At 74.9% G+C, this 17,268-nt stretch carries 19 protein-coding genes and 1 tRNA gene; 11 read left to right on the top strand and 9 right to left on the bottom strand.

Annotated elements, in window-relative coordinates:
- Window positions 1-426 (bottom strand): SRPBCC family protein, encoded by a 426-nt coding sequence (locus GKE82_RS09920; protein WP_154733165.1) that lies wholly within the window; start codon window positions 424-426, stop codon window positions 1-3.
- A gap of 30 nt (window positions 427-456) precedes the next feature.
- Between GKE82_RS09920 and GKE82_RS09915 the strand changes: the two genes are divergently transcribed.
- Together GKE82_RS09915 and GKE82_RS09910 are read left to right on the top strand one after the other, a co-directional pair.
- Window positions 457-1,773 (top strand): acetyl-CoA hydrolase/transferase family protein, encoded by a 1,317-nt coding sequence (locus GKE82_RS09915; RefSeq protein WP_154733164.1) that lies wholly within the window; start codon window positions 457-459, stop codon window positions 1,771-1,773.
- Window positions 1,774-1,787: 14 nt separating this feature from the next.
- The gene (locus GKE82_RS09910; protein WP_107566775.1) at window positions 1,788-2,288 is read left to right on the top strand and encodes a carbonic anhydrase; all 501 of its coding nucleotides are present in this window, start codon (window positions 1,788-1,790) and stop codon (window positions 2,286-2,288) included.
- 52 nt (window positions 2,289-2,340) lie between these two features.
- Here GKE82_RS09910 and GKE82_RS09905 read toward each other — a convergent pair whose 3' ends face one another.
- From GKE82_RS09905 to GKE82_RS09895, 3 genes are read right to left on the bottom strand one after another with little or no spacing between them, the layout of a single operon-like run.
- Window positions 2,341-3,009: a glutathione S-transferase family protein gene (locus GKE82_RS09905; RefSeq protein WP_196189147.1), complete on the bottom strand. Its 669-nt coding sequence runs from the start codon at window positions 3,007-3,009 to the stop codon at window positions 2,341-2,343.
- A 5-nt stretch (window positions 3,010-3,014) separates the two neighbouring features.
- Window positions 3,015-3,311: a YciI family protein gene (locus tag GKE82_RS09900; RefSeq protein WP_107566773.1), complete on the bottom strand. Its 297-nt coding sequence runs from the start codon at window positions 3,309-3,311 to the stop codon at window positions 3,015-3,017.
- A 27-nt stretch (window positions 3,312-3,338) separates the two neighbouring features.
- Complete coding sequence (locus tag GKE82_RS09895) at window positions 3,339-4,085, bottom strand: MerR family transcriptional regulator (RefSeq protein WP_107566772.1); 747 nt, start codon at window positions 4,083-4,085, stop codon at window positions 3,339-3,341.
- 53 nt (window positions 4,086-4,138) lie between these two features.
- Here GKE82_RS09895 and GKE82_RS09890 point away from each other — a divergent pair, with 53 nt between their 5' ends.
- From GKE82_RS09890 to GKE82_RS09860, 7 genes are all read left to right on the top strand, one after another.
- Window positions 4,139-6,097: a hypothetical protein gene (locus GKE82_RS09890; protein ID WP_154733162.1), complete on the top strand. Its 1,959-nt coding sequence runs from the start codon at window positions 4,139-4,141 to the stop codon at window positions 6,095-6,097.
- Between the two features lie 18 nt (window positions 6,098-6,115).
- Window positions 6,116-7,351, top strand: a complete 1,236-nt coding sequence (locus tag GKE82_RS09885) for an aminopeptidase (protein WP_230316137.1) — start codon at window positions 6,116-6,118, stop codon at window positions 7,349-7,351.
- A 9-nt stretch (window positions 7,352-7,360) separates the two neighbouring features.
- On the top strand, window positions 7,361-8,014 hold the full coding sequence (locus GKE82_RS09880) for a LysE family translocator (protein ID WP_309233525.1): 654 nt from the start codon (window positions 7,361-7,363) through the stop codon (window positions 8,012-8,014).
- Between the two features lie 169 nt (window positions 8,015-8,183).
- Window positions 8,184-9,902, top strand: a complete 1,719-nt coding sequence (locus tag GKE82_RS30675) for an FAD-binding protein (protein WP_309233524.1) — start codon at window positions 8,184-8,186, stop codon at window positions 9,900-9,902.
- Window positions 9,903-9,909: 7 nt separating this feature from the next.
- Window positions 9,910-11,055 carry an acyl-CoA dehydrogenase family protein gene (locus tag GKE82_RS09870; RefSeq protein ID WP_154733161.1) on the top strand — a complete coding sequence of 382 codons (1,146 nt, stop codon included), beginning with the start codon at window positions 9,910-9,912 and terminating at the stop codon, window positions 11,053-11,055.
- 73 nt (window positions 11,056-11,128) lie between these two features.
- A complete protein-coding gene (locus GKE82_RS09865) occupies window positions 11,129-11,644 on the top strand; it encodes a YceI family protein (protein ID WP_154733160.1) in 516 nt (171 codons plus the stop codon).
- 783 nt (window positions 11,645-12,427) lie between these two features.
- The gene (locus GKE82_RS09860) at window positions 12,428-12,913 is read left to right on the top strand and encodes an SRPBCC family protein (RefSeq protein WP_154733159.1); all 486 of its coding nucleotides are present in this window, start codon (window positions 12,428-12,430) and stop codon (window positions 12,911-12,913) included.
- A gap of 21 nt (window positions 12,914-12,934) precedes the next feature.
- Here the strand turns inward: GKE82_RS09860 and GKE82_RS09855 are convergent.
- The 4 genes from GKE82_RS09855 to GKE82_RS09840 form a co-directional block, all read right to left on the bottom strand.
- Window positions 12,935-13,021 (bottom strand) — tRNA-Ser (locus GKE82_RS09855).
- 41 nt (window positions 13,022-13,062) lie between these two features.
- A complete protein-coding gene (locus tag GKE82_RS09850) occupies window positions 13,063-13,335 on the bottom strand; it encodes a hypothetical protein (RefSeq protein WP_107566765.1) in 273 nt (90 codons plus the stop codon).
- Window positions 13,336-13,384: 49 nt separating this feature from the next.
- Entirely contained in the window at window positions 13,385-14,167 is a 783-nt protein-coding gene (locus GKE82_RS30670) for an STAS domain-containing protein (protein ID WP_309233523.1), read from the bottom strand.
- On the bottom strand, window positions 14,164-14,595 hold the full coding sequence (locus GKE82_RS09840) for an ATP-binding protein (RefSeq protein WP_154733158.1): 432 nt from the start codon (window positions 14,593-14,595) through the stop codon (window positions 14,164-14,166). The genes GKE82_RS30670 and GKE82_RS09840 overlap by 4 nt, the downstream gene beginning before the upstream one ends.
- A 273-nt stretch (window positions 14,596-14,868) precedes the next feature.
- On the opposite strand from GKE82_RS09840, the gene GKE82_RS09835 reads away from it, so the two are divergent.
- Both GKE82_RS09835 and GKE82_RS09830 read left to right on the top strand, forming a co-directional pair.
- Window positions 14,869-15,684: a SigB/SigF/SigG family RNA polymerase sigma factor gene (locus GKE82_RS09835; RefSeq protein WP_154733157.1), complete on the top strand. Its 816-nt coding sequence runs from the start codon at window positions 14,869-14,871 to the stop codon at window positions 15,682-15,684.
- A gap of 42 nt (window positions 15,685-15,726) precedes the next feature.
- Window positions 15,727-15,915 carry a CsbD family protein gene (locus GKE82_RS09830; RefSeq protein ID WP_107566760.1) on the top strand — a complete coding sequence of 63 codons (189 nt, stop codon included), beginning with the start codon at window positions 15,727-15,729 and terminating at the stop codon, window positions 15,913-15,915.
- Between the two features lie 204 nt (window positions 15,916-16,119).
- Here GKE82_RS09830 and GKE82_RS09825 read toward each other — a convergent pair whose 3' ends face one another.
- Window positions 16,120-17,253, bottom strand: a complete 1,134-nt coding sequence (locus GKE82_RS09825; RefSeq protein WP_154733156.1) for a helix-turn-helix domain-containing protein — start codon at window positions 17,251-17,253, stop codon at window positions 16,120-16,122.
- Window positions 17,254-17,268: the final 15 nt, after the last annotated feature.

Below are 17,268 nucleotides of genomic sequence, written 5' to 3'. Positions count from 1 at the left end.
TCAGGCGAGGTGGTCGACCTTCGCCAGCCCCTTGGCGATGTCGCGCTTGAGGGCCTTCGCGACGATCGCGTCGAGGCCCGGCACGACGGCGCGGAACTCGATCTCGTAGCGCAGGTGGCTGCCGCCGTCGGGACGGGCGCTGAACGTCATCCGGCCCTGGTGGTCGCGCAGCGGCGACCCCTTGGTGATCCGGTACTCGACGAGCTCGTTCTCCACGACCTTGGTGTTCGTCTCCTCGAACGGCGGGAGGATCGCGATCTGCAGCTTGCGGACCGACCCGACGCCGTTGCGGGTGCCGTCGTCGCCGTCCTTGACGCGGGTGACCTTCGCCGGGAAGAGGGTGGAGAGGTTCTCGTGCTCGGACAGGAACGCGTAGGCGCGCTCCACCGGCACCGTGAAGTCGTGCTCGATGGCGATCTTCTGCATGGTGGGCGGCACCGTATAGCGTCGAGGGGGATGCCGCCCACTCCCGTCACGCCCGCCGACGCCGCCGCCCTGCTGCAGACCCGCGACACGCTGGGCATCCCGCTCGGCCCCGGCCAGCCGCCGTCGCTGCTCGCCGCGCTGGGACAGCGGACCGACTGGGAGGACCTGCGTGTCGCGGGGGCGCTGCTCGCGGTCGGCACCGAGCTGTTCTCGCGGCCCGGCGTCCACTACCTCTCGGGATTCTTCGGCCCGTTCGAGCGGGCGCTGCGCGACCAGGGGGCCAACATCTCGTTCGCGCCCGCGGACTTCCGCCGCTTCGCGCCCCTGCTGGAGAAGTCCCCGCCGCGCGTCATGGTCACCGCCGCCTCCCCGCCGGACGCCGACGGCTGGTGCAGCCTGTCGCTGCACGCGGGCGGCACGATCGCCGCACTGCGCGCCGCCGGCGCGGACCCCGACCGGCTGCTCGTCGTCGAGACGAGCGACCGCTTCCCGCGCACGTTCGGCGCCCCGCCCGAGCACCGGCACGCCCTGCACGTCGACGAGATCGACGTCCTCGTGGCCGGAGAGCTCGGCCCGATCGCCCTGCCCGAGGCGCCCGCCGGCGACGTCGACGAGGCGATCGCCGCGCACGCCCGCCGGTTCATCGCCGACGGCGCGACGCTGCAGACCGGCATCGGCTCGATCCCCAGCGCGATCGCCACGCGGCTCGCCCAGGACGAGGGCGGCGGCTACGGCCTGCACACGGAGATGTTCACCGACGGGTGCATGCGCCTGCACGAGGCCGGCAAGGTCACCAACCGCAAGGGGCATCTGGACGGCGTGAGCGTCACGACGTTCGCGTTCGGCAGCCAGGAGCTCTACGACTGGCTGCACGAGAACCGCGACGTCGCGTTCCTCCCGGTCGAGCACGTCAACGCCCCGGAGGTCATCGCCCGCAACGCCGGCATGGTCACGATCAACGGCGCGCTCGCCGTCGACATCCACGGGCAGGTCGTGGCGGACACCATCGACGGCGGGCAGTTCTCCGGGATCGGCGGTGCGGAGGACTTCATCGCCGGGCCGGGGACGTCGCTCGCGCAGCGGGCGCTGCTGTGCCTGCCGTCGACGACGACCGTCGGCGGCGAGGTGCGCTCGCGGATCGTGCCGTGGTTCGGGCCCGGCGCCGTGATCACCACGCCCCGCCACCAGGTCGACGTCGTCATCACCGAGCACGGGGCCGCGGAGCTCGAGGGGCTGACCGTGCACCAACGGGGTCTCGCGCTCGCCGAGATCGCCGCGCCCGCGTTCCGCGACGAGCTGCGCGAGGCGGCCGATCGGGCCTCCAAGGGCCGCTCGCCCGTCATCTGATTCGATTCCGGGCCATGGGCACCATCGATCAGCTCCTCGACAACGCCGCGCGCTACAAGGACGCGCCCGACGGCTACCACGCCACCGACAAGACGGCGGAGCCCGGTCGGGCGATCGCGGTCGTCGCCTGCATGGACGCGCGCCTGCGGCTCTTCTCGCTCCTCGGCCTCGACGAGGGCGACGCGCACATCATCCGCAACGCGGGCGGCGTCGTCACCGACGACACGATCCGCTCCCTCAGCGTGTCGCAGCACGTCCTCAACACCCTCGACGTCCTCGTCATCCAGCACACCGACTGCGGCCTGACGAAGACCACCGACGAGGCGTTCGACGCGCTCATGCGCGAGCACGCCGGCCGCCGTCCCGCCTGGGGCCTGCGCACGATCACCGACCTCGAGGCGAGCGTCCGCGAGTCGGTGCAGACGATCAAGGAGAGCGCGTTCCTGAAGAACGTCGGCGAGGTCCGCGGCGCGATCTTCGACGTCGCGACCGGCGAGCTGCGCGAGGTCGCCTGAGCGATCCCGCGGCGCCGGTCGCGCGATCTCGCGACCGGCGCGCCGCCGGGCGTCAGGCCGGCGTCGGCTCGGCGCGGTGGACCGGGTCGCCCTTGGCGTCCAGGGCGGCTGCGGTGGGCCGGTCGCGCAGGGCGGCGAACCAGGCGCTGACCGCGGGGAGGGCGTCGACCGCCTCGACGAGGTGCGGCGTCCAGGCGGGCAGGCGCGCGGCGACGGGCATCGCTCCGACGTCGGCGAGCGTGAACGCGTCGCCGCACAGGTAGGGGCCGTCGTGCTGCGCGAGCACCGGCTCCAGCGTCGCGAGCCGCTTGACGCACTTCGCGTGCAGCTGCTCGGTGATGTCCTCGGGGTCGTCGGGCGCCTTGCCGAACGCGAGCTTGCGCATCCCGAGGAAGTAGTTCGCGGTGGCGTGGTCGTCGATCCACTTCGCCCACGCGCGCGCCCAGCCGCGCAGGCCCGGGTCGGCGGGCCACAGGGGCGGCTCCGGGTGCGTGTCCTCGAGCCACTCACAGATCACCGACGACTCGAAGATCGGCGGGGCCCCGGGAACCTCCAGCACCGGCACGCGCCCGATCGGCGTGAGCTCGCGCAGGCGGGCCGGGCGGCTGGCGGGATGGATCTCGTGGAGCTCGAGCTCCAGGCCCTTCTCGGCGAAGGCGACGCGGACCTTGCCGGCGAAGGGCGAGGTGCTGAACGTCCACAGGCGGGGGGTGTCGGACATGGCGCTCATCCTCCCACCGTGGCGGAGACGGCGACGGTCCACGGCTCGACGCGGCGGGCGGTGACGAGCCCGGCGAGGACGTACGGGTCCTCGGCGGCGAACGCCTCGACCTCCTCGACCGTGACCCCGGGGGCGAAGACGCCCAGCGCGCCGTGGGGCGGGTCGCCGAGCGCGCCGAGCGACAGCAGGCGGCCGGCGTCGCGGGCCGCGCCCGCGTGGGCGAGGTGGGCGTCGCGGTGCGGGCCGCGGCGCTCGAGGATGTCCGCGACGTAGTCGTAGACGAGGACGTGGTGGAGCTCCATGTGCCGACCCTAGGGGACCGGCCGGGCTCAGGACCGGCGTGCGTCGCGGCCGAGCTTGTCGGCGACGCGGTCGGCGGCGCGCTCGACCGCCTCGCTCATCGCCGGCTCGAACATGCCCAGCAGCGACTCGCCCGCGAGCGGCCGCAGCCGCTCGAGGGCGTCGCGGACGCGCGCCCAGTCCTCGGGGGGCATCCCGGCCTTCTGGAACGGCTTCCAGATCTCCTCGAGGAACAGCTCGACGAAGATCTTGGCGATCGACTGCGCGTGGCGGTCGAGCTTCTCGAGCACGTCGAGGCCGACCTCGTGCGGCAGGCCGATCGCGGTGATCTCCTCGGCGGCGCGCAGCAGCCGGGGGCTCGTGACCTCGAAGCGGTCGTCGCCGAGCGGCCGGAACAGCCCGAGCTTCTGCGCCCGGTCGATGACCTCCTCCGAGACGGCGCCGCCGAGTGCGGCGCGGACCTCGGGCCCGTCCATGATCTGGGCGCCCGCGGTCTCGAACGGGGTCGCGAGCGCGCGGCGGAAGCCGGCGAACTCCTCGCCGCCGGTCCCGACGAGCTTCGAGATCGCGGCGAGGTTCAGCCCGTCGGCCTGCATGTCGCGGATCAGCCGCAGCCGGTCGACGTGCTGGGGCCCGTAGTAGCCGGTGCGGCCGCGGACCTCGGGCGGGTCCAGCAGCCCGCGGGACTGGTGCGCGCGGATGTTGCGCACCGACATGCCGACCTCCGCGGCCAGCTGCTCGATCGTCAGCTCACCACTCTGCGTGAACTCGCTCACAGACCGAACGTACCACTTGTTTATGTGACATCAGATCGTGTAATAGTCGCGTCATGAGCTTCCACACCACGTCGCTCGCCACGGTCGTCCAGGCCGCGGCCGAGCCCGCCGGGGGCGCCGCCATCGGCGAGGTCCTGCTCGCCAGCGCGATGGCGGGCGTCGCGACCGCGGTCCTCGGCTGGCTGGGCTACACCCACCGCACCGGCCGCAGCCAGGTCCTCGCGCGCGCCGGCGCCGTCGCCGAGCGCACCAGCGGGATGCCCGCCTGGGCCGCCCTCCCCGGCGCGCTCGCGGGCGTCGCCCTGCTCGTCGCGGTCCTCGGCATGTACTGGGACATCGCGCTGCACATCGACGACGGCCGCGACGCCGGCCCGCTCGCCAACCCCGCGCACTACTTCATCCTCGCCGGGCTCTTCGGCATCTTCGCCGCCGGCTTCCTCGCGATCGTCCTCTCGCCGCAGGGCAGCAGGCCCAGCCGCGGCGCCGTCCGCGTCACCCGCGGCTGGTACGCCCCGCTCGGCGGCGTGCTGATGATCTGCTGCTCCGCGTTCAGCCTCGTCGGCTTCCCGCTCGACGACGTCTGGCACCGGCTGTTCGGCCAGGACGTCACGCTCTGGGGCCCGACGCACCTGATGCTCATCGGCGGCGCGGGCATGACCCTCGTCGGCATGAGCGTGCTGCTCGTCGAGGGCGGCGGCGCCCGCGCGCTCGAGCGTGAGGAGACCGCCACGCGCGAGGGCGGCGCCGGCACCCCGGGCTCCCGGACGTGGGCGTTCTTCATGCGCATGCGATTCCTCGGGATCGCCGGTGGCTTCCTCGTCGGCCTCTCGACCTTCCAGGCCGAGTTCGACTTCGGCGTGCCGCAGTTCGCGCTCATCCTCCAGCCCGCGCTCATCACCGTCGCCGCCGGCGTCGCGCTCGTCAGCGCGCGCGTGTTCCTCGGCCCCGGCGCCGCGCTGTGGGCGGTCTTCTACTTCGTCCTCGTCCGCGGCGGCCTCGCGCTGATCGTCGGCCCCGGCCTGGGCGAGACCACCCCGCACTTCCCGCTGTACCTCGGCTCGGCGCTCGTCGTCGAGGGCGTCGCGCTGCTCGTCGCCGTCCGCCGTGACCCGGTCCGCTTCGGTGCGATCGCGGGCGCCGCGGTCGGCACCGTCGGCCTGCTCACCGAGCAGGTCTGGACGCACGTCTGGATGACGCTGCCGTGGCCCGCCGACATGCTCCCCGAGACCCTCGCCGTCGGGCTCGTGACCGGCATCGCGGCGGGCGCGCTCGGCGGCTGGGTCGGCGCCATGCTCCGCGCCCCGCAGGCCATCGCCAAGGGCGAGGACACCCCGCGCGTGGCACCCGCGAGCGCCCCGATGATCCGCCGCATCGCCCTGCCCGGCGTGTGCGGGCTCGTCGTCGCCGCGGTCGTCGGCTACGGCCTCATGACCTCGACGCCGCAGGGGCTGAGCGCCGACGTGCGCCTGGCCGACGTCGCGGGCAGCGGCCAGCAGCGCGAGGCCACGGCCGAGGTCACGATCCGTCCCGCGTCGAAGGCCGACGACGCCCGCTGGCTGACCGTCACCGCCTGGCAGGGCGGGACCAAGCTCCACGTCGACCGCCTCGAGCAGGTCGGGCCCGGCCGCTACCGCAGCACCGAGCCGCTCCCGCTGCACGGCGACTGGAAGACCCTGATCCGCCTGCACACGCGGGGCGAGCTCGCCACCGTGCCGATCTACCTGCCCGAGGACAGGGCGATCCCGGCGCCCGCCGTGCCCGCCCCGGCCTCCTTCACCCGCGCCTTCCAGGGCGAGAAGGAGTTCCTGCAGCGCGAGGCCAAGGGTGGCGTGTCGGGCTGGCTGTGGGGCGTCGGGTACGCGGTCGTGCTCGGCATCGCCGCCGCGCTGCTCGTCGCGCTCGCGTGGGGCCTGGCGCGGCTCGCCGCGCCGCCCGCGGGCCCGCAGGGTCCGCGCCGCCCGGCGGCCGACCGGCGCTCCCCGGCGGGCCTGCGACCGGTCGGGACCTCCTAGCGCACTATCGTCCGTGCCATGAGCACGGATCAGCACCCCGGGGCAAGCGGCGGCATGGACGAGGCCACGCTCGCCCGCTTCGCGGACCTCGTCGTCGGCTTCGGCGCCAACGTCCAGCCCGAGCAGATCGTCGCCATCGGCGCCGAGATCGGGAAGGAGCACCTCGCCCGGGCGCTGGCGGCGAGCGCGTACCGCGCGGGCGCGAAGTTCGTGGACGTCCAGTACTTCGACCTCCACGTCAAGCGGGCCCGTGTCGAGTTCTCGCGCGAGGAGCTGCTGCCGTTCGTGCCCTCCTGGTACGGGGAGCGGATCCTCGAGCTCGGCCGTCAGCGCTGCGCGCGGATCGGGCTCACCGGCCCGTCCGCCCCGGGGCTGCTCGACGACCTCGACCCGGCCCGGGTCGGCAAGGACCCGCTGCCGTTCCTGAAGGAGTCCGGGCAGGTCGTCAACGAGCGCACGACGAACTGGACCGCGGTGCCGTGCCCGACGCCGCAGTGGGCGCAGCTCGTCCACCCCGAGCTCGACCCCGTCGCCGCCTACGCGAAGCTCTGCGAGCAGATCGTGCACGTCTGCCGGCTCGACGAGGAGGACCCGATCGCCGCCTGGACCGCGCGCGCCGACGCGCTCGTGTCGACCGCGGCACGGATGACCGGCATCGGCTACGACGCGCTGCACTTCACCGGCCCCGGGACCGACCTCACCGTCGGGCTGCTGCCGACCTCGACCTGGATGGCGGCGCGCTTCGAGACCGTCGACGGGATCACGCACATGCCGAACCTCCCCAGCGAGGAGATCTTCACCGCCCCCGACCCGCTGCGCGTCGACGGCGTCGTGCGGTCGACGAAGCCCCTCGTCGTCGGCGGCTCGATCATCCGCGGCCTCGAGGTCGAGTTCCGTGACGGCCGCGCCGTGCGCATCGACGCCGACGAGCACGCCGACGTCCTGCGCGGCTACGCCGCCCGAGACGAGGGCGCCGCGCGGCTCGGCGAGGTCGCGCTCGTCGACGGCGACGGGCGCATCGGCGCGCTCGACACGGTCTTCTTCGACACGCTGCTCGACGAGAACGCGGCGAGCCACATCGCCATCGGCTCCGCGTACCAGTTCACCGCCGGGGAGGCCGACCACCCGCGGCTGAACCAGTCGCAGATCCACATCGACTTCATGATCGGCGGGCCGGACGTCGACGTGCACGCCACGCCGCGCGGCGGCGGCGACCGCGTGCCCGTGCTCGTCGGCGGCGCCTGGAAGATCTGACCCGGGCCCGTGCCCACGCTCCACACGCTGCTGCTGTTCGCGGCGACCGCGGCCGCGCTCGTCGCGATCCCGGGACCGAACCACCTGTACATCGCGACCCGAGCGGTGGCGCAGGACCGGCGAGCGGGGATCGTCTCCGGGCTCGGCGTCGAGACGGGCACGCTCGTCCACATCGCCGCGGCTGCCGGTGGGCTGTCGGCGCTGATCGCCTCGTCGGCCACCGCGTTCGACGCGGTGCGCTACGCGGGCGCGGCCTACCTCGTCCTCCTGGGGGTGCGGGCCCTGCGCGCGGGGTCGGCCGGCACCGGTGGGGAGGCGGCACCGCCGGTCCCGGTGTCCCTGCGGCGCGTCTACCGCGACGGCATCGTCGTCAACGTCCTGAACCCGAAGGTCGCGCTGTTCTTCCTCGCGTTCCTGCCGCAGTTCCTGGACCCGGAGCGGGGGACCGTCGTGCTCCAGGTCGTGACGCTCGGCCTCGTGCTGGCCGCGCTGGGCCTGCTCAGCAACGTCGTCTGCGCCGTGGCCGCCGATCGCGTGGCGCGGCGCCTGCGCGCGCGGTCCGGCGGGGTGCTCGCCGGCCGCGGGCACCTGCTCACCGGCGGCATCTACGTCGGGCTGGGCGCGGTCGCCGCGCTCGCCGGCGGCCGCCGCCACGGCGCCTGAGCGGCCCGCCGGCGCGCCCGGACGAGCCGGGACGCGCCAGCTCGCGCGCCGTCGCGCCCGAACACCTGCTCGTGTGACGCAGGGCACACGGACGGGCGGTCGTCGCGCGCGCCCGCACCCGTATCCAGGGCACCAACTTCAACGGGTCGGAGCCCACAGGAGGTTCGTCGTGCGGCAGCACAGAACAGGTGTCCTCGTCATCGGAGCCGGAGCAGCGGGCCTGCGCACCGCGATCGCGTGCGCGGACGCGGGGGTCCAGGTCCTTGTCGTCGGCAAGCGCGCCCGCACGGACGCGCACACCGTCCTCGCCGCCGGCGGCATCAACGCCGCGCTCGGCACGATGGACCCGCAGGACGACGACGCGCAGCACGCGGCCGACACGCTCCACGAGGGCTACTGGCTCGGGCACCCCGAGATCGTGCAGCAGCTCGTCGAGCACAGCCCGCGGGCGGTCGACGAGCTCGCCGGCTGGGGCGCGCGCTTCCACCGCGAGGACGACGGACGCCTCTCGCAGCGGTTCTTCGGCGCGCACCGCTGGCGGCGGACCTGCTTCGCGGGGGACTACACGGGTCGCGAGATCCAGCACGCGCTCGTGCGCGCCGCCAAGGCGCGCGCGGTCGACTGGGTCGACGGCCTCTACGTCAGCCGCCTGCTCGTCGGGCCCGACGGGGTCTTCGGCGCGGTCGCGTTCGACCTCGAGGACGGCGAGCGGCACGTCATCTACGCCGACCAGGTGGTCCTTGCCGCCGGCGGCCACACCCGCGCCTGGCGGCGCTCCTCCTCGCGTCGCGACGAGAACTGCGGCGACGCGTTCCGCCTCGCCGCGCTCGCCGGTGCCCGCCTGCAGGACATGGAGCTCGTCCAGTTCCATCCGACCGGCATGGTCGATCCCGAGTACGCGTCCGGCACGCTCGTGACCGAGGCCGTCCGCGGCGAGGGCGGCATCCTGCGCAACGTCGAGGGCGAGCGCTACATGGAGCGCTACGACCCGGTCCGCAAGGAGCTCTCCACGCGTGACCGCGTCGCGCTGGCGAACTACACGGAGATCCTCGAGGGGCGCGGCACCCCGGGCGGCGGCGTGCTGCTCGACGTCACCCACCTCGACCCGGCGCTCGTGCGCGAGCGCCTGCCGCGGATGTACCGGCAGTTCCTGGACCTCTCGATGCTGGACATCACGCGGCAGCCGATGGAGGTCGCCCCGACCGCCCACTACTCCATGGGCGGGGTGCTCGTGGACCCGGCCACGCACGAGACGGACGTGCCGGGCCTGTGGTGCTGCGGCGAGGCGGCCGCCGGCCTGCACGGCGCCAACCGGCTCGGCGGCAACAGCCTCGCCGAGTGCGTGGTGTTCGGCCGGCTCGTCGGCGAGCACGCCGCGCAGCGCGCGCTCGAGGGCGCCGGCCCGGCCCGTGACCGCGGCGAGACGACCGCGGCGCTCGAGGAGCTCGACGACGCGCTCGCCGTCCGCGGCAACGAGTTCGCCCGCCCGCTCCAGCGCGCGGTCCGTGACCTGCTGTGGGAGCGCTGCGGCGTCGTGCGCGACGAGGCCGGCCTCGACGCGGGCCTGCGTGAGCTCGACGGGATCGAGGAGGCGGCCGCCGACGTGCAGGTCTCCCCGGACCTCGCGGGCTACGACGACCTCGCGCACCTGCTCGACCTGCGCGCGCTGATCCTCTCGGCGCGCTCGACCATGGCTCTCGCCCGCGAGCGGCGCGAGAGCCGCGGCGCGCACCAGCGCGCCGACCACCCGGACACCGACCCGGGCCAGCAGCACAACCTGACCTGGACGCTCGACGGCACCGTCGACGTCCGTGCCATCCCCGAGGCGGACGCCGTCGTCCGCGAGAAGGCCGGCGACCTCGACGTCGCCGGGCGCCTCCTGGAGTAGCCACCGAATGACCACGATCGACGTCCGTCCCTCGTCCACCGTCCCCGCCCCGGTGGAGCGCATCGAGCAGCTGCTCGTCCGCTCCGTCGACGGGCACGTGGAGACCTGGGACGCCGAGGACCAGCTGCCCGACGCCGTCGTCGACGAGCTCGCCGCCGCGGGGGCCTTCGGGCTCACCGTCGGGCCGGAGCACGGCGGGGCGGGCATCGGGGCGGAGGGCGCCCTCGAGGCCTGGCGGCGCCTGGCCCGCCGCTGGATCGCCATGACCGGGCTCGTCAACACGCACGCGCTCGCCGGGGCGATCCTCCAGACCCACGGCACCGTCGAGCAGCAGCGTCGCTGGCTGCCGGGCATCGCGTCCCGCCAGCTGCGGGCGAGCTTCTCGATCACCGAGCCGCAGGCGGGCAGCGACCTGGCCCAGCTCGCGCTCGCGGCGACCCCGCACCCCGACGGCGGCTTCCTGCTCAGCGGGGAGAAGCGCTGGATCGCGGGCGGCATGAGCGCGACGCTCCCGTTCGCGCTGGTGCGCACCGCCGAGGGCCTGACGTGCCTGGCGATCCCGCGCGAGCCGGGCTGGTCGGCGACCTGGGAGGGCGGTCTGATCGACAAGCCCGGCTACCGGGGCGTCGAGTCCGCCTGGTGGCGGCTGCGGGACCACCACGCGCCCGCCGCCGAGGTCATCGGCGAGCCCGGGCGCGGGGCGCGCGTCATGCTCGGTGCGCTGAACCTCGGGCGCGTGAACGTCGCCGCCCGGGGCCTGGGCATCGCCGAGCGCGCGGTCGAGCTGGCGCTCGAGGAGTCCCGGACCCGGCGGATCGGGGACGGTCCGCTGCTGGACCAGTCCCACACCCGCATCCGGCTGGGGGAGATGCGCACGCGGCTGATGGCCGCCGACGCGCTCGCCCGCCGGGCCGCCCAGGCGATCGACGCCGACGACCCGGAGGCCCGTGACCTCTGCGCGGCCGCGAAGGTCGCGGCCGCCCGCGCCGCGCGCGAGAACGCCGAGGACGCCTCGCGGCTCGCCGCGTCGCGGTCCTATGTGGCGGGCTGCGAGCTCGACCGCCTGCGCCGCGACGCCGGCCAGCTGGCGATCGGCGAGGGCGCCGAAGACGTGCTCCTCCTGACCCTCGGGGGCAGGACGGGCCGGGCGTGACCGGCCGGGGCGCCGTCCACGTGGGCGGCGCCCCGGCGGTGCCCCCTGGCGGCGCCGCGCCCGTACCCCGGGCATGAGCACCCCCGCCGCCACCCGCCGCGCGTCCGCCGAGCTGCTCCCCGAGGGACGCTCCGTCGTCACGGGCAGCTCGACCGCGACGTTCTCGGTCAAGCACTTCCGCGTCCAGACGGTCCGCGGTCGCTTCGGCGCCGCGCCCGAGGGCGAGCTCGAGGTCGCCGACGGGCACCTGACCGCGCGTGGCAGCGTGGACGCCGCCTCGATCAGCACCGGCAACCCGCCGCGCGACGCCCACCTGCGCGGCTTCCTGTTCGCGACGCGCGAGCACCCGCGGCTCGAGCTCCGCGTCGACGCCCCGCTGGCCGCGCAGGTCCCGGCGACCGTGTGGGTGCGCGGCCGGCCCGCGACGGTGCTCGTGACGCTCGCCCCGAACGACCGCGGCGTGCGCGCGTCGTTCACGCTCGACCGCCGCCTGGTCGGCCTGACCTGGCCGCCGCCGATCGAGGCCGGCGGCGTCGCGGTCGGCCGCGAGGTGCACGTCGAGCTCGACCTCGCGCTCGCCCCGGCCTGAGCGGGCCCGGGCCCGGTCTCGCGGGGTGCGAGCGGGGCGCCTGAGCATCCCGGCGCCCTGACCGCCGTACGAACCCCTGCGCTGGGCGCGGGGTTCGTACGGCGGTCGCGCGTCCGGGGCGGGGGCTGGACGCTCCGTCGCGCCCGGGCCGGCCGCGACGCGCGGGGTGCGGACGCCACGCACCGGTCCCGCGAAGCGTCCCGGGCATCCCACTCCGGCGAGTTCTGGGTGATCCGAGTGCCATGTACGGGCCACGGATCACCCAGAACGGCCGCAGCGTGGGCGTCGCCGGGCCCCCTGCTCCGCGCGCCGGCCCGCGCCGCGCCCAGGCCGCGACCTCGCCGCGCCCGCGCCGGGCGCTGCACCCGCGCCGCGCCCGCGTCGGCTCGCGCCGCGCCCGCGCCCGAGCCGGCTCGCGCCGCGCCCAGGCCGCGACCTCGCCGGGCGCTGCACCCGCGTCGGCTCGCGCCGCGCCCGCGCCCGCGTCGGCTCGCCCGCGCCCGAGCCGGTTCACGCCGCGCTCGCGCCCGCGTCGGCTCGCCCGCGCCCGAGCCGGTTCACGCCGCGCTCGCGCCGGCTCGCGCCGCGCCCGCCGCGGGCCGCCCTCCAGGCCCGCTTCTGGGTGATCCCAGTGCCAGATATGGGCCCCGGATCACCCAGAACGGCCTGGGGTGGCCGCTCCGGTCGATGGCGTCGGGCCGCGGGCCGCGGCGGACGTTCGCGCGGCGCACGATCCGGGGTGCGATGCGCGATCGCGGGCGCGCCGCGGGCCGTAGACCGGGCATGGGCACCTTTCACGCCGAGACGATCATCGACGCGCCGGTCGCGGACGTGTTCGCGTTCCACCGCGACACGCGCAACGCGAAGGTCATCGGGCATCCCGCGCAGCCGATCCTCGGGGTCGAGGGGGAGTTCCCGCTCGACGAGGGCGACGAGGTCGTCCTGAAGGTCCTGGTGCTGCCGCTCCCGGTCCCGCAGCGTTGGCGCGTCCGCGTGACGAAGCTCGTGGAGCCGACGTTGCTCGTCGACGAGACGCTCGACGGGCCGTTCCGCACGTTCGTCCACCAGCACCGCTTCGAGGAGCTGCCGGACGGCCGCACGAAGCTCACCGACCACGTCGAGTACGCCCTGCCCTTCGGCCGTCTCGGACGGCTCGCGGACGCGCTCGTCGTCCGGCGCCTGATGGGCCCGACGTTCCGTCACCGCCAGCGTCGCACGCGCGAGGTGCTGGAGGCCGCGGCGGCCGGCCGCCCGGCAGCGGCGGCCTGAGGGCACGGCCGGGGCGGCGAGCGGAGAGAGAGGGATTCGAACCCTCGGTACGCGTTAACGCACACACGATTTCCAGTCGTGCCCGTTCAACCACTCCGGCACCTCTCCTGGATGCGCCCGTGGGGCGCGTGTCACCCGACAGGGTAGCTCTACGGCGCGTCGGGCGGCGTGTCGTCCTCGCCGTCCGGCAGCAGCGCGAAGACGATCTGGTGACGGTTGATCGTCACGAACGGATGCCGACGCGCCTCCTCGCTGCCGTCGAGCCGCTCGACGAGCGCGTCGGTCAGCGACACGAACTCCCGCTCGCCCGCGTTGAGGACGTCGGACACGCGGCTGCGGTAGCCGTCCCGGGCGAGCGTGATCGAGCCGGTGATCCGGTGCTGGGCGGTGACGACGACGACGGTCTCGTGGCGGTACGGCATCACGACCTCCTGTCGGCATCCGCCGGGCGCGGCATGAGCCCGGCCGCGCTCAGCCGGCGAGCGCGGCGATCGCGTCGTCGCGGGTGGCGACGACGGTGAAGATCTCGTCCAGACCGGTGATCGTGAACGTCTTGGCGGTCGTCGGGTCCGTGTTGACGATCGTGAGATCGCCGCCGAGCGGTCGGACGCGCTTGACGAGGCCGATCAGGACCCCCAGCGCGGTCGAGTCGAGGAAGCGGGTCGCCGTCAGGTCTACGACAAGGCGGGTCGCGCCCGCGTCGAGCGCCTGCTGGGCGGCGACCTTCAGCTCGGGTGCGGTGAACAGGTCGACCTCGCCGGACACGGCCAGGACGGAGATGCCGTCCGCGGCCTCCTCGGTCTCGACACGGAAGTCGAAGGCGTCGTTCATGGGGTCCCCCTCCTGCAGCAGTTCGACGACGAGGTACTCGTTGCGGCTGCCGCCCCCGCTCACCCGGGCGCGCGAGGCGAGCCGCTGGATGATCTGGGCGCCGGGAACGGCGTCGTCGGCGCCGTCCAGCAGGCGGCGGGCGCCGCCGTCGCGCAGCGGCCCGATCCGCAGGGTCAGCGCGCCCGGACGGGTCTCGACCCGGATCGGCAGGCGGTCGTCGACGGCCTCGGCGGTCGCGCCGTGGCTGATCGCGTCGGCGACGAGGACCGCGTCGTCGAGCCGGTCGAGCGTGAGGTCGGCGCGGGCGGCGAGCGCCCCGACGGTCCGCGCGAGCGCGGGCGCGAGGAGCGGGCCGATCGCGAGGTCGAGGCGCACGCCGTCGAGCTGGCGGGCGGCGAGGGTCGTCGGCTCGGCGCCGGTCACGCGGCCACCGTGTCGCCGCCGTGGGCGGGCTCGTCCAGGGCGAAGGTCATGCGGACCTCGGTGGCGCCGTCGTCCGCGGTGCCGATCTCCACCGCGGAGCTCAGCGCGGCGATCAGCGGCAGGCCGACCCCGAGCCCGGGCGAGTCCGCCCGCGGACCCATGCCGCGACCACGGTCGCGCACGACGATCTCGAGCTCGCGGCGGGGCAGCGCGCGGGCGGTGAGCTCGAGCAGCCCCTCCGCGTCGCGGTACGCGTGCACGATGACGTTGGAGCACGCCTCGCTCACCGCGAGCCGCACGTCGTGGAGCAGCTCGGGCCGGACGCCGAGCGCCTCGGACAGCGAACCGAGGACGTGCCGGACCACCGCGACGTTCTCCGGACGGGCCGGCAGCGTGAGTTCGAGGTCTGGTCTGGTGGGATCGCTCATGCCACGTCGTGCGCTCGTGGAGGGCGAGTATCGCGGACGTCTTCGGTGACTGACGGCTCGGTCCTTCCCGTGCGCGCGCGAGATGAAACCTCGGTGACATCAGACATCCGCCCCGATCGAAGGTCAGAAGTCCGCGTGACCGGTCTTGTCCACCTTCGAAAACCGGAGCTTCGGCGCACGGGGTCTCCCTTGACCACCTTTGACCACCTTGTTGGCGCACCGACGTGGTCCAGAGTGCTGGTCATCGCGCACCACCCATCAGGGAGGACCACCATGCAGAACGTACCCGCACCCGTCAGCTCCACCGATGCAGCCGCCGCCGAGGCCGAGCTGCTGCACCGCTACCACCACCTCGGTGACCGCCGTGCCCGGCAGGAGCTCGTCGAGCGGATGGTCCCGCTCGTCCGCCACATCGCGCGTCGCTACGCCGACCGCGGCGAGCCGCTGGACGACCTCGTGCAGGTCGGCTGCGTCGGACTGATCAACGCCATCGACCGCTTCGATCCCGACCGAGGTGTGCGCCTCTCGACCTTCGCCGCTCCCACGATCGCCGGCGAGATCAAGCGCCACTTCCGTGACCGCGCCTGGTCGGTCCGCATCCCGCGCGACCTCCAGGAGCTCAGCGCCAAGCTCTCGAAGACCACCGAGCGCCTCTCGACGGAGCTCGGTCGCGCGCCGAGCATCGCCGAGCTCGCGAAGGCCGTCGAGCGCACCGAGGAGGACGTCCTCGAGGCGCTCCAGGGCGCGCAGAGCTACTCGGCCGCGTCGCTCGACGAGCCGCTCGGCGAGGACCGCACCGCCATGGACGTGCTCGGCGGCGAGGACGTCGAGTTCGCGCAGGCCGACCGCCGCCTGCTCGTGATGGAGGGCTTCGGCGCCCTCGCCGAGCGCGAGCGCGAGATCGTGCGCCTGCGGTTCTTCGAGGGCCTCACGCAGCGCGAGATCGCCGACCGCGTCGGCGTCTCCCAGATGCACGTCTCGCGCCTGCTGCGCCGCTCGCTCAACGACATGCGCGAGCGCCTCGACGCCCCGGCGGAGATGGCGCGCGAGCGCGACGTCCGCGGGTTCGGCGCGCGTCGCGCCGGGTAGGAACTACACGTACGTAGTTTCCCCCTCTGGAAAGGAACCGACATGGCTGGCACCACCGACCAGATCAAGGGCAAGGCCAAGCAGGCCGCTGGCGACCTCACCGGTGACGAGGAGCTGCGCCAGGAGGGCAAGGCCGACGAGCTGACCGGCAAGGTCAAGGAGGCCGCCGAGGACGTGAAGGACGCCGTCTCCGGCGCCCTGGACTCGGTGAAGGACAAGCTGAAGAAGTAGCTCCTCGCGCGCGCACGACGCGCGCGACCGGAACGACAGCGGGCCGCCCTTGGGCGGCCCGTCGTCGTCCGGGGGCGCCGCGGGTCGCGGCGCCCCCGGACGCTCAGGCCCGGCGGCCGCGTCCGCCGTACACCCCGGTCGGGATGCCGCCGAGCAGCACGAGGATCGCGGCGACGATGCCGACGATCGAGGGGCGCGAGGCCCTCAGTCGCGCAGCTGGTCGACGACGCGCTCGCGCACGAGCACGAACCCGAGGACGGTCGAGATCGTGAGGAGCACCTCGGCGGGCACGTCCTGCAGATCGTCCTCCTCGTCGAACAGCAGCACGAGCGCCCCGAGCGGCTCGCCCGCCGCGACCACGGGCACGACGTGCGCCGCGAGCTCGGGGGGCACGCCGACCGCCGCTCCCGCCCCCGCCCCGAGCCAGGTCGGGGTGCCGTCGCGCAGCGCCGCGGCCAGCTCCTCGTAGGCGGTGACCGTGATCGTCCCGGGCCCCAGCCGGCCGCGGCTCGACCGGCCGAGGACGAGCGCCCCGGTCATGTACGGGGCGACCGCGGCGTCCAGCGCGCCGGTGTTGCGCACGAGGCCGTCCGCCGCCTCCGCGAGCGCCTGCATCCCGCCGCGCGCCCGCGCCGCGCGCACGACCGCGTCGGTCGCCGCCGACCAGCGACCGCGCTGCTCGAGCGTCGCGCGCAGCGCCGCGCGCTCCTGCGCGACCGCGTCGAGGTCGCGGCGCAGCTGCCGCTCGCGTGCCGTGTCGATCCCGACGAGCGCCACCAGCGGCGGGCGTCCCGCCTCCTGCGGCAGCCGATAGGCGATCGCGTTCGCCGTCCCGACCATCCCGGCGGTCCAGTCGGGGTGCTCGCACGCCGCCGCCACCGAGGTCGACGCGAAGAGGCTCCGCAGCGTCGCGGCTCCCGGATGGTCGGCGTACCACGGGGCGAGCTCGAGCAGGTCGTCGCCCGGGCTCGGCGCGCCGGGGCGCGCGCGGACCAGGGCGTTGACCTCCTCGATCCGCAGCGGCTCCGGGCCGGACACGACGACGAGCGCGATCGGGGCGTGCTCGGCCAGCGCGCTGCGCGCCGCATCGCTGATCCCGGCCGCGGGCTGCGTGCGCGCGGCCGACACCGCGGTCTCGAGCGGAATGCCGCGATCGACCGAGCGGCGCACGGCGACCACGCGCGGCACGTCGTCGACGAGGTAGCGGCGCGCCCCGCGGCCGATCCGCACCGGCTCGGGGAAGGCGTGGCGGCGCTCCCAGGTCCGCAGCCGCTCGCGCGAGACCCCGGTGATCTCGGCGAACTCGGTGGCGCTGAGCGTCCTGCTGTCGGGCGGCACCGGACGCCCGTCCGC

The sequence above is a fragment of the Conexibacter sp. W3-3-2 genome (assembly GCF_009707605.1).
Classification (GTDB): domain Bacteria; phylum Actinomycetota; class Thermoleophilia; order Solirubrobacterales; family Solirubrobacteraceae; genus Paraconexibacter; species Paraconexibacter algicola.
Note: the sequence above shows the minus strand (reverse complement) of the source record. Positions and strands in the feature narration are given on the sequence as shown.

Coding starts and splice junctions, on each gene's coding strand:
- GKE82_RS09870 (WP_154733161.1), top strand. CDS start 9,910: ATGACCACGATCGACGTCCGTCCCTCGTCCACCGTCCCCGCCCCGGTG.
- GKE82_RS09885 (WP_230316137.1), top strand. CDS start 6,116: ATGAGCACGGATCAGCACCCCGGGGCAAGCGGCGGCATGGACGAGGCC.
- GKE82_RS09830 (WP_107566760.1), top strand. CDS start 15,727: ATGGCTGGCACCACCGACCAGATCAAGGGCAAGGCCAAGCAGGCCGCT.
- GKE82_RS09865 (WP_154733160.1), top strand. CDS start 11,129: ATGAGCACCCCCGCCGCCACCCGCCGCGCGTCCGCCGAGCTGCTCCCC.
- GKE82_RS09860 (WP_154733159.1), top strand. CDS start 12,428: ATGGGCACCTTTCACGCCGAGACGATCATCGACGCGCCGGTCGCGGAC.
- GKE82_RS09910 (WP_107566775.1), top strand. CDS start 1,788: ATGGGCACCATCGATCAGCTCCTCGACAACGCCGCGCGCTACAAGGAC.
- GKE82_RS09850 (WP_107566765.1), bottom strand. CDS start 13,335: ATGCCGTACCGCCACGAGACCGTCGTCGTCGTCACCGCCCAGCACCGG.
- GKE82_RS09840 (WP_154733158.1), bottom strand. CDS start 14,595: ATGAGCGATCCCACCAGACCAGACCTCGAACTCACGCTGCCGGCCCGT.
- GKE82_RS09835 (WP_154733157.1), top strand. CDS start 14,869: ATGCAGAACGTACCCGCACCCGTCAGCTCCACCGATGCAGCCGCCGCC.
- GKE82_RS09920 (WP_154733165.1), bottom strand. CDS start 426: ATGCAGAAGATCGCCATCGAGCACGACTTCACGGTGCCGGTGGAGCGC.
- GKE82_RS09915 (WP_154733164.1), top strand. CDS start 457: ATGCCGCCCACTCCCGTCACGCCCGCCGACGCCGCCGCCCTGCTGCAG.
- GKE82_RS09905 (WP_196189147.1), bottom strand. CDS start 3,009: ATGTCCGACACCCCCCGCCTGTGGACGTTCAGCACCTCGCCCTTCGCC.
- GKE82_RS09900 (WP_107566773.1), bottom strand. CDS start 3,311: ATGGAGCTCCACCACGTCCTCGTCTACGACTACGTCGCGGACATCCTC.
- GKE82_RS09890 (WP_154733162.1), top strand. CDS start 4,139: ATGAGCTTCCACACCACGTCGCTCGCCACGGTCGTCCAGGCCGCGGCC.